Origin of the sequence: Paenibacillus sp. FSL H3-0302 (assembly GCF_037982245.1) — a bacterium.
GTDB lineage: Bacteria > Bacillota > Bacilli > Paenibacillales > Paenibacillaceae > Paenibacillus_AQ > Paenibacillus_AQ odorifer.
Genome location: NZ_CP150284.1, coordinates 2,403,651 through 2,416,544 on the forward strand (window position 1 = coordinate 2,403,651; position 12,894 = coordinate 2,416,544).

The 12,894-nt window shown below is 44.1% G+C and carries 14 protein-coding genes and 1 other RNA gene; 10 read left to right on the forward strand and 5 right to left on the reverse strand.

Features of this window, described 5'->3' with window-relative positions; all coding sequences use genetic code 11:
* Nucleotides 1-266: 266 nt before the first annotated feature.
* Nucleotides 267-1,919, forward strand: coding sequence for a DEAD/DEAH box helicase (locus MHH50_RS10475; RefSeq protein WP_036689288.1), 1,653 nt, complete (start codon nucleotides 267-269; stop codon nucleotides 1,917-1,919).
* A gap of 127 nt (nucleotides 1,920-2,046) precedes the next feature.
* Here the strand turns inward: MHH50_RS10475 and MHH50_RS10480 are convergent, their stop codons facing one another.
* Nucleotides 2,047-2,145 carry a hypothetical protein gene (locus MHH50_RS10480; RefSeq protein WP_036689290.1) on the reverse strand — a complete coding sequence of 33 codons (99 nt, stop codon included), beginning with the start codon at nucleotides 2,143-2,145 and terminating at the stop codon, nucleotides 2,047-2,049.
* A 186-nt stretch (nucleotides 2,146-2,331) separates the two neighbouring features.
* On the opposite strand from MHH50_RS10480, the gene MHH50_RS10485 reads away from it, so the two are divergent.
* The 3 genes from MHH50_RS10485 (at nucleotide 2,332) to MHH50_RS10495 (ending at nucleotide 4,013) form a co-directional block, all read left to right on the forward strand.
* The gene (locus MHH50_RS10485; protein WP_076125120.1) at nucleotides 2,332-3,168 is read left to right on the forward strand and encodes a DUF624 domain-containing protein; all 837 of its coding nucleotides are present in this window, start codon (nucleotides 2,332-2,334) and stop codon (nucleotides 3,166-3,168) included.
* Nucleotides 3,169-3,272: 104 nt separating this feature from the next.
* A non-coding RNA gene (gene ssrS / locus MHH50_RS10490) (6S RNA) lies at nucleotides 3,273-3,464 on the forward strand.
* A gap of 159 nt (nucleotides 3,465-3,623) precedes the next feature.
* Complete coding sequence (locus MHH50_RS10495; protein ID WP_036689295.1) at nucleotides 3,624-4,013, forward strand: DUF1499 domain-containing protein; 390 nt, start codon at nucleotides 3,624-3,626, stop codon at nucleotides 4,011-4,013.
* Between the two features lie 189 nt (nucleotides 4,014-4,202).
* Here MHH50_RS10495 and tpx read toward each other — a convergent pair whose 3' ends face one another.
* Entirely contained in the window at nucleotides 4,203-4,721 is a 519-nt protein-coding gene (gene tpx, locus MHH50_RS10500) for a thiol peroxidase (protein WP_076125122.1), read from the reverse strand.
* A 117-nt stretch (nucleotides 4,722-4,838) separates the two neighbouring features.
* Between tpx and MHH50_RS10505 the strand changes: the two genes are divergently transcribed.
* Together MHH50_RS10505 and MHH50_RS10510 are read left to right on the forward strand one after the other, a co-directional pair.
* A complete protein-coding gene (locus tag MHH50_RS10505) occupies nucleotides 4,839-5,474 on the forward strand; it encodes a rhomboid family intramembrane serine protease (RefSeq protein WP_076125160.1) in 636 nt (211 codons plus the stop codon).
* A 4-nt stretch (nucleotides 5,475-5,478) separates the two neighbouring features.
* Nucleotides 5,479-6,393, forward strand: a complete 915-nt coding sequence (locus MHH50_RS10510; RefSeq protein ID WP_076125124.1) for a LysR family transcriptional regulator — start codon at nucleotides 5,479-5,481, stop codon at nucleotides 6,391-6,393.
* 36 nt (nucleotides 6,394-6,429) lie between these two features.
* On the opposite strand, the gene MHH50_RS10515 is transcribed toward MHH50_RS10510, so the two are convergent.
* Nucleotides 6,430-7,101, reverse strand: coding sequence for a zinc metallopeptidase (locus tag MHH50_RS10515; RefSeq protein ID WP_076125126.1), 672 nt, complete (start codon nucleotides 7,099-7,101; stop codon nucleotides 6,430-6,432).
* 35 nt (nucleotides 7,102-7,136) lie between these two features.
* Nucleotides 7,137-7,568 (reverse strand): MerR family transcriptional regulator, encoded by a 432-nt coding sequence (locus tag MHH50_RS10520; protein ID WP_036689305.1) that lies wholly within the window; start codon nucleotides 7,566-7,568, stop codon nucleotides 7,137-7,139.
* A 548-nt stretch (nucleotides 7,569-8,116) separates the two neighbouring features.
* Here MHH50_RS10520 and MHH50_RS10525 point away from each other — a divergent pair.
* Genes MHH50_RS10525 through MHH50_RS10535 form a run of 3 tightly spaced genes read left to right on the forward strand, consistent with a single transcriptional unit; the run spans nucleotide 8,117 to nucleotide 11,370 of the window.
* Complete coding sequence (locus tag MHH50_RS10525; RefSeq protein ID WP_036689307.1) at nucleotides 8,117-9,511, forward strand: ammonium transporter; 1,395 nt, start codon at nucleotides 8,117-8,119, stop codon at nucleotides 9,509-9,511.
* 39 nt (nucleotides 9,512-9,550) lie between these two features.
* Nucleotides 9,551-10,624, forward strand: coding sequence for a DUF294 nucleotidyltransferase-like domain-containing protein (locus tag MHH50_RS10530; RefSeq protein ID WP_076184365.1), 1,074 nt, complete (start codon nucleotides 9,551-9,553; stop codon nucleotides 10,622-10,624).
* Nucleotides 10,621-11,370: an exonuclease domain-containing protein gene (locus MHH50_RS10535; protein ID WP_038569828.1), complete on the forward strand. Its 750-nt coding sequence runs from the start codon at nucleotides 10,621-10,623 to the stop codon at nucleotides 11,368-11,370. Before MHH50_RS10530 ends, MHH50_RS10535 begins: the two co-directional genes overlap by 4 nt.
* Here the strand turns inward: MHH50_RS10535 and MHH50_RS10540 are convergent.
* Nucleotides 11,352-11,831: a M67 family metallopeptidase gene (locus tag MHH50_RS10540; RefSeq protein WP_076220684.1), complete on the reverse strand. Its 480-nt coding sequence runs from the start codon at nucleotides 11,829-11,831 to the stop codon at nucleotides 11,352-11,354. The two genes, MHH50_RS10535 and MHH50_RS10540, sit on opposite strands and share 19 nt — an antisense overlap.
* Before the next feature lie 160 nt (nucleotides 11,832-11,991).
* Between MHH50_RS10540 and MHH50_RS10545 the strand changes: the two genes are divergently transcribed.
* Nucleotides 11,992-12,555, forward strand: a complete 564-nt coding sequence (locus tag MHH50_RS10545) for a TlpA disulfide reductase family protein (protein WP_076191350.1) — start codon at nucleotides 11,992-11,994, stop codon at nucleotides 12,553-12,555.
* Nucleotides 12,556-12,894 lie beyond the last annotated feature (339 nt).

Here is a 12,894-nt window from a genome sequence, read left to right on the forward strand (position 1 = left end):
GGTATTCTCACATGTGTTTGTGATATAATGTATAGGATATTCTTGAGTAGAACGTTACAATGGTATTTTTGCATTGCATCGGATGTAAAGCTACAGTTGCTCAGGTACAACAAGGTACCTGATGATTAGGGAGGCTTTTCGTCCCAAAAGCGCTATATCATGCAGAAAATAGAGCATGATTGGACAGCCTATAAATGTGTTTACCGCTACTTAAGAATACAGACAAGCATGTGGAATGTCCACTGTATAGAAGGAGCATGAATAATTTGAAAACATTCGCAGAATTTGGCTTGGAGCCAAAAGTGCTACAAGCAATCACAGAGTTAGGATTTGAGGAGGCAACACCGATACAGGAACAGTCGATCCCATTAGCATTGACTGGGTCGGATCTGATCGGTCAAGCTCAGACTGGTACAGGTAAGACTGCTGCTTTTGGTATCCCCCTCATTTCGAAGATTAACCGTGAAGACGAAAAAATCTTGGCCCTTATTATGGCACCAACTCGTGAGTTGGCCATCCAAGTGTCAGAAGAAATTGGCAAGCTAAGCCGTTTCAAAGGTCTTCGCTCGTTGGCGATTTATGGCGGACAGGATATTGGACGTCAAATCCGTGGATTGAAAAAGAAACCACAAATCATTATTGGTACACCTGGTCGTTTGCTCGATCACATCAACCGTAAAACGATCCGTTTGGATGATGTTCAAACCGTTGTATTGGATGAAGCAGATGAAATGCTGGATATGGGCTTTATGGAAGATATTCAGACGATCTTGAAGCTCGTTCCTGTAGAACGTCAAACCATGTTGTTCTCTGCTACAATGCCACCAAACATTCAACGCCTAGCTCAACAATTTCTTAACAACCCGCAACATGTCTCCGTTATTCCGAAACAAATCAGTGCCCCACTGATTGATCAAGCTTATGTGGAAGTGCCTGAGCGTCAAAAGTTTGAAGCTCTTAGTCGTTTGATTGATATGGAATCACCTGAATTAGCTATCGTATTCGGACGTACTAAGCGCCGGGTTGATGAGCTTGCTGAAGCTTTGCAAAAACGCGGATATTCTGCTGATGGATTGCATGGTGACTTGTCACAGAACCAACGTGATGCTGTAATGCGTAAATTCCGTGATGGCAGCATTGACGTGCTGGTAGCTACTGACGTAGCGGCACGTGGTCTGGACGTATCCGGCGTAACTCACGTAATTAACTTTGACTTGCCACAAGATCCTGAAAGCTATGTACACCGTATTGGTCGTACAGGACGCGCAGGTAAAGAAGGTACGGCTTGGTCATTCGTTACTCCACGCGAAATCGATCACCTGCATTTGATCGAACGTGTTACTCGTCACCGGATTACTCGTAAACCTTTGCCAACAATGGCTGAAGCTATTGAAGGTAAACAACGCGTTACTGCTGAGCGTTTGCTTGAAGTGGTAGAAAGCGGAGAATTGAACGAGTACAAAGGAATTTCTATTCAATTGCTTGAGCAATATGATTCCGTACAATTGTTGTCCGCAGCTATGAAGCTTCTCACTGGCGACAAGAAGGATTCCGCAATTGAATTGACTCCTGAAGATCCAATTCGTGCTAAACGTCGTGGTGGCAAAAACGATATCCGCAGTGGCCGTAAACCTAATGGTGGTTATGGCGGAAACCGTGGTACTTCCGGTGGCAGCGGTAGCGGTGGCGGATACCGTGGTAACCGTGATAATAACGGTGGCGGTAGTCGTGGTGGCTATAGCAGCGGTGGCAGCAACTACGGTAGCGGCAGTGGCGGCTATGGCGGTGGCTATAAAGGCAACCGTGATGGCGCACCAGCTCGTGACGGTGGTGCAAACCGCAGCGCAGAGCGTAAACCATACACTCGTCCAAGCAGCACGAGCACTCGTCCTGCAAAACGTGAAGATTTCGATAATTAATACTTCGTCCAGATACCAAAGAAGACGAGATGCCGCATTGCGGTTCTCGTCTTCTTTTTGCTGAAATATAAGGATGTTTGGTGAATTGTTGTGTCCTTAGTAGGGCGCGAATTTGTTTTGTGAGATATTAGTATCCGAATGTACGAGTGATGATAACGAGCAAGATAAACAATACGAGGATCGTGCCTGTAGAAGTCCAACCGCCGAAGCCAACAGGTGTAGACATGAGATAACCTCCTTTAGAATGTGGGGATTTTGGTATTTCTTATGGTTACAATCCTAATATATGGACTATAAAGGCTTTACGTATAGACGATAGTCTATAATTCAGAAAGTTGGGCTATGGAAATGAGGAGGTCAAATGAGGTATAGTTAAGATATGTAGTATGTAAGAGACAGAGGAGGAAGGGAATTGGAGTTTAAAGGAGCAATGGGCGGCTTATACCGCGTCACAGAATGGATTTCACGTATCGCAGGAAGTAATATCTTATGGGCACTATGTTCCGCCCCGTTTTTGTTTTTTGGTGTTTTAAAGATGATTATGTTAGGGACAGGCGCAGGTGGAGCGAACGAGCAAATTACATTGAACTGGGCAATGGGGATTCTAGCGCCCTTTACGGTGTTTCCAGCTTCAGCCGCTTTATTTACTGTAGTACGTAAGTGGGTAATGGGGAATACGGATGTAGGAACTTTTCGTACATTTTTTCAGGGGTATAAAGAGAACTATGTAAAAAGTATGCTCGGAGGAGTTATCTATACATTGATGTTCGTTGTTATGTACGTTGATGTAACAGTTTACATGACACAAATGCCTAACTTCAGAATTGTTGGTATTTTGATGTTGGTGCTGATGATACTTTTGTCGGTATCCATGTTTAACTTCTTTTCCATTGTGGTTCACTACCAAATGGGCTTCAAGCAAGTGATGACCAATTCTATATTGCTGACTATAGCACGCCCAATTCGTGTGTTCTCTACATTGATTGCAGCCGCGGTTCTTGTTTATATCGGTCTTAGATATCCGGCTCTGTATTTCATTTGTATTCCAACGTTGATTGCAATGGCGGCCTTCTTTAACTTCTACGCTACTTATAATAAGCTACAGCTGCAAGTAGAAAAGAAGAAACTAAAAGAGCAGGAAGAAGCAGAAGCAGCAGCATTGAACAATCGGGCGGATGAATATGACGACGATGACGATGATGATGACTACGAGGATGAAATTGATGAAAAGGACACCAAACGCATTTAACAAAATGCTGGATTAAGCGTTGGATATTTCCAGGTAATTAATTCCTGTGTAAAAATAAAGCGCATACAGGTTTACTTTTTCGTTAAAACGCAATATAATAATAACAAATCCTGCGATGTACGTTACGGTTACTCGTTGTTTTGAACCAATGATAATGTCTTGGGAGATCTACACGAAGCGCAGCTGAACCGCCCTGTCTATATGACTTGGGGAATTCAAAAACGTTTTCTGCGATCACCCACCTGCTCTAGCAGGTTCAGAAGACACTGTAGCCGGACGGCATAAGCGGGTTTTCTCTTGTTTAAGCCAAGGCGCCCTGTTTCCCGTGAATAATGGGAGCGGGCGCTTTTTTGTATGTCTGGAATAAAGGGAAAGTGAGTTATACCCTTTTGTTCCTGAGACAAGAGTGTTACACTTAGAATAATGAACTTGGGATTTGTAGAGGGGGAAGAATTTTGTCGTTAAAAAGAACCTTGGTTGGCTTATTCCGCAGTCATGATGGAACAAGCGACCGCGCCAAAGATCCGACATTAAAAACGCGTTATTACAATCTAACTAAAGACAAAGCATGGGAAGAAGTTTCATCAACTTTAAAGAAAGTTCCTGGATTTAAGGTGCTTCACGAAGTGGAGTCTGTAGGTGAGATTACTCTTGAGAAAAGAACGGCATTTGGCCGTACGCTGGACATTACGGTATCGGTGCTAAATACGACGCCTGTTCGTTGTGGTGTAGACATGTATTCTGCATCTAGAGGTTCACTTGGTGATCTCGGGGCGAATTACCGTGTGATTCAACGCTTGTATGCATCTTTGGACAAAAAATTAGGAAAATACAAAGCAGACTGATTTTTAGAGGCCCGTCAAACCCTTCTTGCTTAGGGGTAGTATGAATGCGTTTACGTAAACGGTGAGCTGCTCAGTGTGTTATCGATAAATCTTTCTATTACAAAAAAAGCGGGAGAAGGATGGACCTTCTGCCGCTTTTTTAACAGAGATAATTAAGTATTGTTGGAATAACCGCTACTGATTAAAGAATTAGAGCAGCTTCTTCACAGCAGCAATAGCATCTTCATAGTTAGGGTGCTCGGTCATTTCACTCAAATATTCAACATACACGATCTTGTCGTTCTTATCCAGAACAAAGATGGAGCGCATATCTAAGCGGAATTCTTTAATCAGCACACCATAGGCTTGTCCAAATGAGGTTGCTTTGTGGTCGGATAGAGTAATTACTCGATCGATGCCGGCAGCACCGCACCAGCGAGCTTGGGCAAACGGCAGGTCCGTGCTTACCGTGAGAATTACCACATCGTCACCAAGCTCTGCGGCTTCACTGTTGAACCGGCGGGTCTGTGCGTCACATACCCCGGTATCAAGAGAAGGGACAACACTGATTAGCTTGATTTTACCGGCATAATCACTTAGAGACACGTCTTCTAGAAGATTCTTGCTCAGAACAAAATCGGGTGCAGGATCACCAGCTGTTAGCTTAGGTCCTACGAGAGTGATGGGGTTGCCTTTAAAAGTAGCTACGCCTGTTTTTTCTTGCGTCATATCCTTGTTTTCCTCCTCGAATTATAATATTGGATTCTTACTGCCACAATAAATTATAATCTTAATAGCAGGAAGATGTCCAACCGGACAAGATATATATGTAAAGGGATGGGTGTTATGATATTTATTCGATACGAAAATTGGAAAAGTTATGTCCGGTATTATCCGGTAACCTGTCTGCTCATACTGGCCAATGTGATCATGTTTATCCTGACGGTAATTAACGGAGGATCAACTAATATTCAAACGCTTATTGATTTTGGTGCTATAGTTGATGTGAGTCCGTACAAAGAGGAACTGTGGCGCTATCTGGCCGCTATTTTTTTACATAATGGGTTTTCCCATCTGTTCTTTAATTGCTTCGCTCTCCTGGTGTTTGCACCGCCTCTGGAGCGATTGCTGGGCTGGTGGCGTTATGCGCTGCTCTATGTGGCGGGTGGTTTTCTGGCAAATCTGCTTACAATTGCGATTAGTGCCCGCTCAGTTGTAGAGGTTGGTACGGTTTCGGTTGGCGCTTCTGGAGCAATCTACGCCATTTATGGTGCATTTTTATACATTGCCGTTATTCAACGGGCGATGATGGATGAGGGCTCGCGTAAGACTTTATACGGATTGTTAATGATCGGGATCATTATGTCGTTTGCTACACCGAATGTGAATTGGGTTGCACATCTCGGAGGTTTGGTTTCTGGCTTTTTCGTATATGGGCTAATTATTCGTATATTCAAAAAAAGCCTAAGACAGGGGCGATGATGGAGTGGAGCTAAGACAGCTGCAATATTTTTTAAAGGTAGCTCAAAAAGAACACGTAACAAGAGCGGCAGAAGAGCTTCATGTAGCGCAGTCTGCGGTAAGCCGTCAGATTCATCAGCTGGAGCAAGAGCTTGGGGTTGATCTATTCATGCAAAAAGGGCGCAATCTGCAGCTTACCCCTGTTGGGCAGCTCTTTTGCAAGAAGGTTGAGAGTATCCTTAAGGAGTTGGAGCATTCAGTAAATGAGGTGCATGAATTTCTGGATCCCGAGCGTGGTGAGATTCGGATTGGATTCCCGCATAGCCTTGGCACACATCTAATCCCGACTATCGTTGCAGATTTTCGTAAGTATTATCCTCATGTCAAATTTCGTTTTAAACAAGGATCTTACCCTTCTTTGATAAAAGACGTATTGTCTGGAGAAGTGGATTTAACTTTCATTTCACCTTTTCCTGAGAATGATGAGCATGTCTCGGGGGATATTGTAATGACTGAAGAGTTGTTTGCGATTCTTCCTCAGAATCACCGGTTGGCAGGAGAATCTGAAATTCGGTTGGAACAGCTGCAAAAAGAGAAGTTTGTTCTATTCAGCCAAGGCTATTCGTTGAGACCTATCGTTTGGCAAGCTTGCTTGCAGGCGGGATTCCAACCGCAGATTGCTTTTGAAGGCGGAGAGACCGATACCATTCGTGGTTTGGTGGCCGCAGGGATGGGTGTAAGCCTGCTTCCGGAGATGGCGTTCTATCAGACGAATCCTCTTCAACCAGCCCAGGTGAAGGTTGTGGAGCCTGCGGTGACGAGAACGGTTGGTTTGATCTACCGTACAGATAGTAAATTACCGCTGGTGGCACGTTCCTTTCGGACTTTTTTAATCTCCTACTTTAAAGCTAGGCAAAATAATACCCCGGTCGGCTCTTAGCCTTCCGGGGTTTTTGTTGTTTAGAGGTATGCGATATTAGTCGCGGTTGCCTAAAAAGACGGTGATCAAGCGAAGCAATTCAAGCAAGGATACTAGAGCGGCAGCAACATAAGTTAATGCAGCGGCGTTTAGAACCTTTGCTACTCCGCGTTCTTCTTCGTTGCGGATGAAACCTTGTTCTACCATGACCTGACGAGCCCGGTTACTGGCGTTGAATTCTACAGGCAGCGTTACGAGCTGGAATGCAACAGCTGCTGAGAAGAAAATGATACCCAAGCCTATAAGATTAAAGTAACCGAAGATGAAACCTGCCATCAGCATGAAAGGCGCGATGCCTGATGCGAAATTAACTACCGGGAACATCCGGTGACGAAGTGTCAACATAGGATAACTTACTTTATGCTGAATCGCGTGGCCTACTTCGTGACAAGCGACAGAAATTGCTGAGATGGAACTTTCATAATACACAGGCTCTGATAAGCGTACAACTCTGTGGATGGGGTCATAATGGTCTGAGAGTGTGCCTCTTACAGGTTCAATCGGAACATCGTGTAAGCCATTAGCATCGAGCATACGTCTCGCGGCTTCATATCCAGTCAGGCCGTTCGAATTAGCTACCTTTGACCACTTGCTGAAGGTTCCTTTGACTCTAAACTGTGCCCACAATGAGAAAAGAAAAGCAATAATTACTAATAGGTACATAAACATAGATGCATTCCTCCACTGTATTGTAAATATGGTATTTACATTGGCGGTCCTTGCGTAAGCAATAGCCGGATCGCTTCCATGCAGGCTAATCCCTGAGGGAGCAGATTTGAAAGTACGCGACTGGCCTGTCCTGGCTTCAAACCACTAATAAGAGGTTCAAGGGCTTTTACTTCCCGTTCTAGCCGCTGCATTTGCTGCTCTAACTCAACTAATTTATCAGAGACGTCAGTTTCTGGTGTTGCCTCGTTCCATTTGCCTAGCATAGATTTGATTTCTTCCAATGAATACTTGTCATGCTTTAATTGAGTAATACGTTCTAAAGCAGCCAAGGTTTCATGGCTGTATAGCCGATAATTTTTGGTGCTTCTAGATTCCGGGGAGATTAATCCCAGTTTCGTGTAATAATCAATAGTTCGTTCACTAATGTGAGCAGCCTTAGCTAATTCTCCAATTCGATACAAAATCATATCCCCATTTAATCTCGCCTCACTAATTGAATACGACTGCCGATAAGTGGCGGTCATCTCCTAAATTGATGGTTTCTTATGCTATCTGTAATGATAACAAACTGGAAACCATACAGTCAAACGTCATACTTTCATAAAGTATATGCAGTAAAGAAGGGTTAATTCATGAACGGTGATCTGTAGTTTCTATACAATACACTCAAACTCAAAGGGATATCAAATTTGAAGAATGATTGGGTTTGGAAATTATAAGTCACCCCAATACATAACATTAAATGTTATGTATTTTGTAATTTTGGTAAAAGATGCGTTCAATTATCAGGTAATATAAATGAGGTTGTGCGCGTAGTTATTTTAATGAAAATGCAGCTAGAATCAGGCCTTTAGGACCTCTAGTCCATTAGTACTGTGAAAATTTCGTGTGCTCAAATAAAATAAAATAAAAACATTCCTAAAATAGTCTTGTCAATTTACCTGACTTCTGATTATAATGACATTAAGAGTTTCACGCTTTGTTAGAAAATATAACATTGGGGAGTGGGGTAAAAATGAAAAAGAAATGGTTGATGATGTTACTGGCCATGATTACACTGATGATTTATCCGGTAAGTGCTTTTGCAGCGGACGGTCCGACGAACGTTGACTTACAAGTCGGATTGGACACAGCGTTTACCTTCCTGGCATTCATTTTAGTATTCTTTATGCAAGCAGGGTTTGCAATGCTCGAAGCGGGTTCGGTTCGGATGAAGAATGCAGGGCATGTAGCAGGTAAGACAGTACTTACCCTGGCTATCGCAAGTCTTTGCTTCTGGGCTATCGGCTTTGGACTTGGTTTCGGTAACGGCAATGGCTTCTTCGGTACTACAGGCTTCTTGTACGGAGGAGATTCAACCGCAGCTTCTTTTGAATCACTTGCATTTTCTGATGTTACTTTAAATGTTAAATTCTTATTCCAAATGGCCTTTGCAGCAGTTTCCTTGGCTATCGTATCTGGTGGTATGGCAGAACGTGCGAAGCTAAGTGTGTATATCATTTTCGGAATTTTGTTCTCCGTCGTAATTTATCCAGTTGTAGCTCACTGGGTATGGGGCGGTGGCTGGTTGGCTGAGCTGGGTATGCAAGATTATGCAGGTTCCACAGTTGTCCATCTTACAGGTGCAACGGCAGCAGTCGTAGCAACCATATTGCTTAAGCCTCGGCTTGGTAAGTTTAATAAAGAAGGTAAACCCGTGATCATTCCAGGTCATAACCAAGTATTTACTGTACTCGGTGTTATTATCCTCTGGTTTGGTTGGTTCGGATTCAATCCAGGTAGTGCTTTGTCCCCAATGGGCGGTTTCTTCGGTCACGTAGCCCTAACAACGAACATCGCAGCAGCAGCAGGTGGTTTGGCAGCATTGATTGCTTCTTGGTTGTACTTTGGTAAATCTGATATTCCAGCAATGCTGAATGGTGTTCTGGCTGCATTGGTTGCAATCACAGGAGCGTGTGCTTTCGTTGATCCATGGGCAGCAATCATTATTGGTTTTGTAGCCGGTGCTTTTACATTCATGACTTCCCAATGGCTGGAACGTGCAGGGCTTGATGATCCAATCTATGCTTTCTCGGTGCATGGTATTGCGGGGATGTGGGGTGCAGTTTCAACGGGTCTGTTCGCTGTACCTGAGCTTATTACTAAAGGCGGCTTGGTAGGTGAAGCTGGGTTGTTCTACGGTGGCGGTTTCCATCAACTAGGGGTTCAAGTGCTTGGTGTGGTTGGAACATTTGTTTTCGTAGCCGTTCTTTCTTTCATCATCTTGTATGTAATGAAGGTAACTATCGGACTTCGCGTTACAGAAGAAGAAGAATTAATGGGTCTGGATATCAGTGAGCATGGTACTTACGGATACCCTGAGCAAATGAAATTGATCGCAGATTCGGAATCCAAAACCCTTAAACAATAACATTTCAACTCGGACAGGGAGGCGGACCGTGTGGCATCGATGGAGTTAACAGATGAGTATAATGAAGAAAGCTTTAGGACCATCGTATTGGCCGGTTCGTCAGAGGAGCTTAGGGAGAGGCGTGTTGCCTGTCAAAAAGTACTTCTCGAACAGTTGAATGTTATTCCTATAGAGGAATGGATGTTCCGTGTGAATACTATGCATGATCTTATTGCCCAAACCGCAGTACTCATATGTGAGGCGCAGATGAAAGAGGCGGGCTATGGCCCGCCTCCCTGTGCTTATTCCTTTATTGTGTTTGGCAGCAGTGGGAGGCAGGAGGCAACGCTTTGGAGCGATCAGGATAATGGCCTGATAGTCGAAGGAGAGCCTGATGGGGAAAAAAATCGCTATTTCGAATTTTTCGGAACTTTGTTATCCGATATGCTTGAAGAAGTAGGATATGAGAAATGTGCGGGGAAGGTAATGTGCTCCCAAGTCATGTGGCGTAAGACATTATCTGAATGGATAGAGCAGCTTGATAGCTGGAGAACTCAGTTGGAATGGGAGCCGATCCGGTATCTTATTATCTCTTCGGATATGCGTCATGTGGCAGGAAGCGTGAAGTTATCAGCGAAGTGGCAAGAAGCTTTCTATGAAGGCTTTGCGGAAAATGAGCAGCTGTCTAATGCTGTTCTTCGCAATACAGTACGCCACAAAGCGACTTTGAATTTACTGGGACAGGTGTTAACAGAACGGTTTGGTGATTATGCAGGCGGATTTGATGTTAAGTATGGGGTCTATATTCCGTTAGTGAACATTGTTAGACGGTTGTCATTACTACATGGCATTAGAGCTGGCTCGACATTAGAGCGGATTGAAGCGCTTGATAGGCTTGGGAAATATCAACATTTAGAGGATATTCGCAGAGCTTTCTTATTAGCAATGCGGTTGCGAGTGAACACGCCATATAGTGTTCAGGATGGATTGTTAATCAGCAGTGATTATGTAGCTGAGAGTGAATTGAAGAATAAGCAGCTGCTGTCTGAGCTGCGTGAAAGCCTGCTGCTTGTCAGACGCCTTCATCGGGCGCTGCAGCGTCAGCTCCGCTCAGCGGAAAGGTGGCGGTCATGAGGGAGCCGAACAAAAGCGGAGGATTCTGGAGTAATCTAAGACAAGGTGGAATGCCCTCGGCAATTGCTTCGATGAGAGGTGGGGAAACTGCGCAACAGACTGCGCAGCAAATGGCCTTTATTCGATCTTTGATGCGAGAGAAGCGGCGGCCTGAGGTGCTGCATACCCCATTGTCTGAATTAGAGACAGTGATCTTTGATCTAGAGACTACAGGCTTTTCCCATCAGCATGGGGATGAGATTATGTCTTTCGGAGCCGTCAAGGTTGTTGGAGAGCAGATCAAAGAAGAGGAATGCTTTTATACACTGGTGAACTGTCAGACGGCTATTCCGGAGGATATTACAAGGCTAACTGGGATTACGGAAGAAATGACACAATCCGCTCCCTCCTTAATGGATGGCCTTCATAATTTTATGTCCTTTGTAGGTCAAAATGTGCTGGTGGCACATGCAAGCTCACATGATAAGGCTTTTCTTAATGCTGCTTTATGGAAAACCTCTAAAGTTCAGCTAACCCACCGTGTGCTGGACACGATGATGTTAGCGCGATGGCTTGAGCCACAGCGAAGTAATTATTCGCTGGATGAGCTGCTATATGTGCATGAAATTCCGATTCATGGCCGTCATCATGCCTTGGAAGACGCAAAGATGACAGCACAACTGTGGGTGATCTACCTGCGGGAAATTTCGGAGCGCGGCCAAGTGGATACCTTGGGTGATCTTTATGCTTATTTAAGTAGAACGTGAAGCGGGGCTTGAGATAAACCGCGGAACAAATTACCGCCGCGGTCATCAGGCAAACGCTTAATATAAAATCCGTTCAGAATGGGATTGCCGCTATCTTTGGTGTTGGGAGAACCTATAAGATAAAGCGCAAACTCAGGTCCTAGTGCTGTTAGTCCTTTATAATCGGCAACTGAAGGGATAGGTGCTGAATGTGGGTGGGAATGAAATAGACCGATGATAGTTGGTTCATTGTACAGTACATTAATCCACTCTTCAGGGTGGGGAGTAAAGGTGTGCAGCGGGTCTGGCGCTACGTTGCGCAAGGGTACGTAAGTATCTATGAGCATGCCACCCGCTGCGGCAGCACCCAGCAGGACTCCGCATGCTTCATGCGGATAACAGGACAGCAGGTGCTTCCCCAGTGCTTGCTGTACGGAATATTTCAGTCTAATAGGCTGGACATTTCCCTGGAATGCTGCCATTTGTTCACCCCTCTCTCTTCATTAGGGTTTCGTCGCAGACGAAACCCTCTTTTTTATTATAAAAGTATATATTATTGTGTAAAAAATGGATGGTTTGAAATTTAACCTATTGAGGGTACAATAGTAGAAAACTATTCCAATCGTAAAGGAACAGATGACTATGAAAGCAAGTAATAAATTAAATATAACAGTATTACTCATAGTTGTATGTGTTGCTGTGTTTGCGGTGTGGTATAATCGTGAGCCAAAAGCAGAAGCTGTGCTTGCGCAGCAAAATGAGCTGCCGATGAAGAGTGGACCTAAGGCTGGACTGCGTGCACCTTCGTTTTCACTTCAGGGAACAGATGGGACTACCTATGTAGTTGATGGTCCCAGAGATAAAGCGGTAATCCTTAATTTCTGGGCTTCATGGTGTGATCCCTGCCAGCAGGAAGCTCCTGAACTTAATACCATGGCCACTAAGTATAAGGATGTTCTAGATATTTACGGTATTAATGTGAGCAGTCAGGATTATAAACCCAATGCTGAACGTTTTATCAAGAAATACGGTCTTGTGTTTCCGGTTATGTTTGATGTAAAAGATGAGGTGTACAGCAAATATAATGGAGCTGTTTTTCCCACCAATGTGCTCATTGATAAGAATGGAGTGATCTCTGAGATTATTCTAGGTATTCTTAGCCCTGAAGAGTTGGAGGAGAAAATAATCAAGCTTACCGAATCATGAAGCAGGCTGTCCCATGTGGAGACAGATCTGCTTTTTTCTCCAAACAGCAAAAGTCTACAGATCAGCGATTCTTCTTTTTGGAGGATCGCTGATCTGCGTTTTTGGTCAGCCACGATTTGCTTTAGTTGACTCCAAGCATTAATTTCACTATACAGTGGAACAGAAATAGCTGGAACCCCGAAGGAAGCCTCATTGTACAATTGGGGAGTTTTTCCCTATTATTTCGAGATCTCGGGTCATTCAACGAATAATTAGGGAAAATATCCCTCTGATCTAGCTGTTTTGGTGGAAAATAATGAAATCACCCTGATTTTTAGGGAGGAATTCCCTGGTTCTGTT

Coding starts and splice junctions, on each gene's coding strand:
- MHH50_RS10480 (WP_036689290.1), bottom strand. CDS start 2,145: ATGTCTACACCTGTTGGCTTCGGCGGTTGGACTTCTACAGGCACGATC.
- tpx (WP_076125122.1), bottom strand. CDS start 4,721: ATGACGCAAGAAAAAACAGGCGTAGCTACTTTTAAAGGCAACCCCATC.
- MHH50_RS10505 (WP_076125160.1), top strand. CDS start 4,839: ATGATATTTATTCGATACGAAAATTGGAAAAGTTATGTCCGGTATTAT.
- MHH50_RS10515 (WP_076125126.1), bottom strand. CDS start 7,101: ATGTTTATGTACCTATTAGTAATTATTGCTTTTCTTTTCTCATTGTGG.
- MHH50_RS10520 (WP_036689305.1), bottom strand. CDS start 7,568: ATGATTTTGTATCGAATTGGAGAATTAGCTAAGGCTGCTCACATTAGT.
- MHH50_RS10525 (WP_036689307.1), top strand. CDS start 8,117: ATGAAAAAGAAATGGTTGATGATGTTACTGGCCATGATTACACTGATG.
- MHH50_RS10530 (WP_076184365.1), top strand. CDS start 9,551: ATGGAGTTAACAGATGAGTATAATGAAGAAAGCTTTAGGACCATCGTA.
- MHH50_RS10535 (WP_038569828.1), top strand. CDS start 10,621: ATGAGGGAGCCGAACAAAAGCGGAGGATTCTGGAGTAATCTAAGACAA.
- MHH50_RS10540 (WP_076220684.1), bottom strand. CDS start 11,831: ATGGCAGCATTCCAGGGAAATGTCCAGCCTATTAGACTGAAATATTCC.
- MHH50_RS10545 (WP_076191350.1), top strand. CDS start 11,992: ATGAAAGCAAGTAATAAATTAAATATAACAGTATTACTCATAGTTGTA.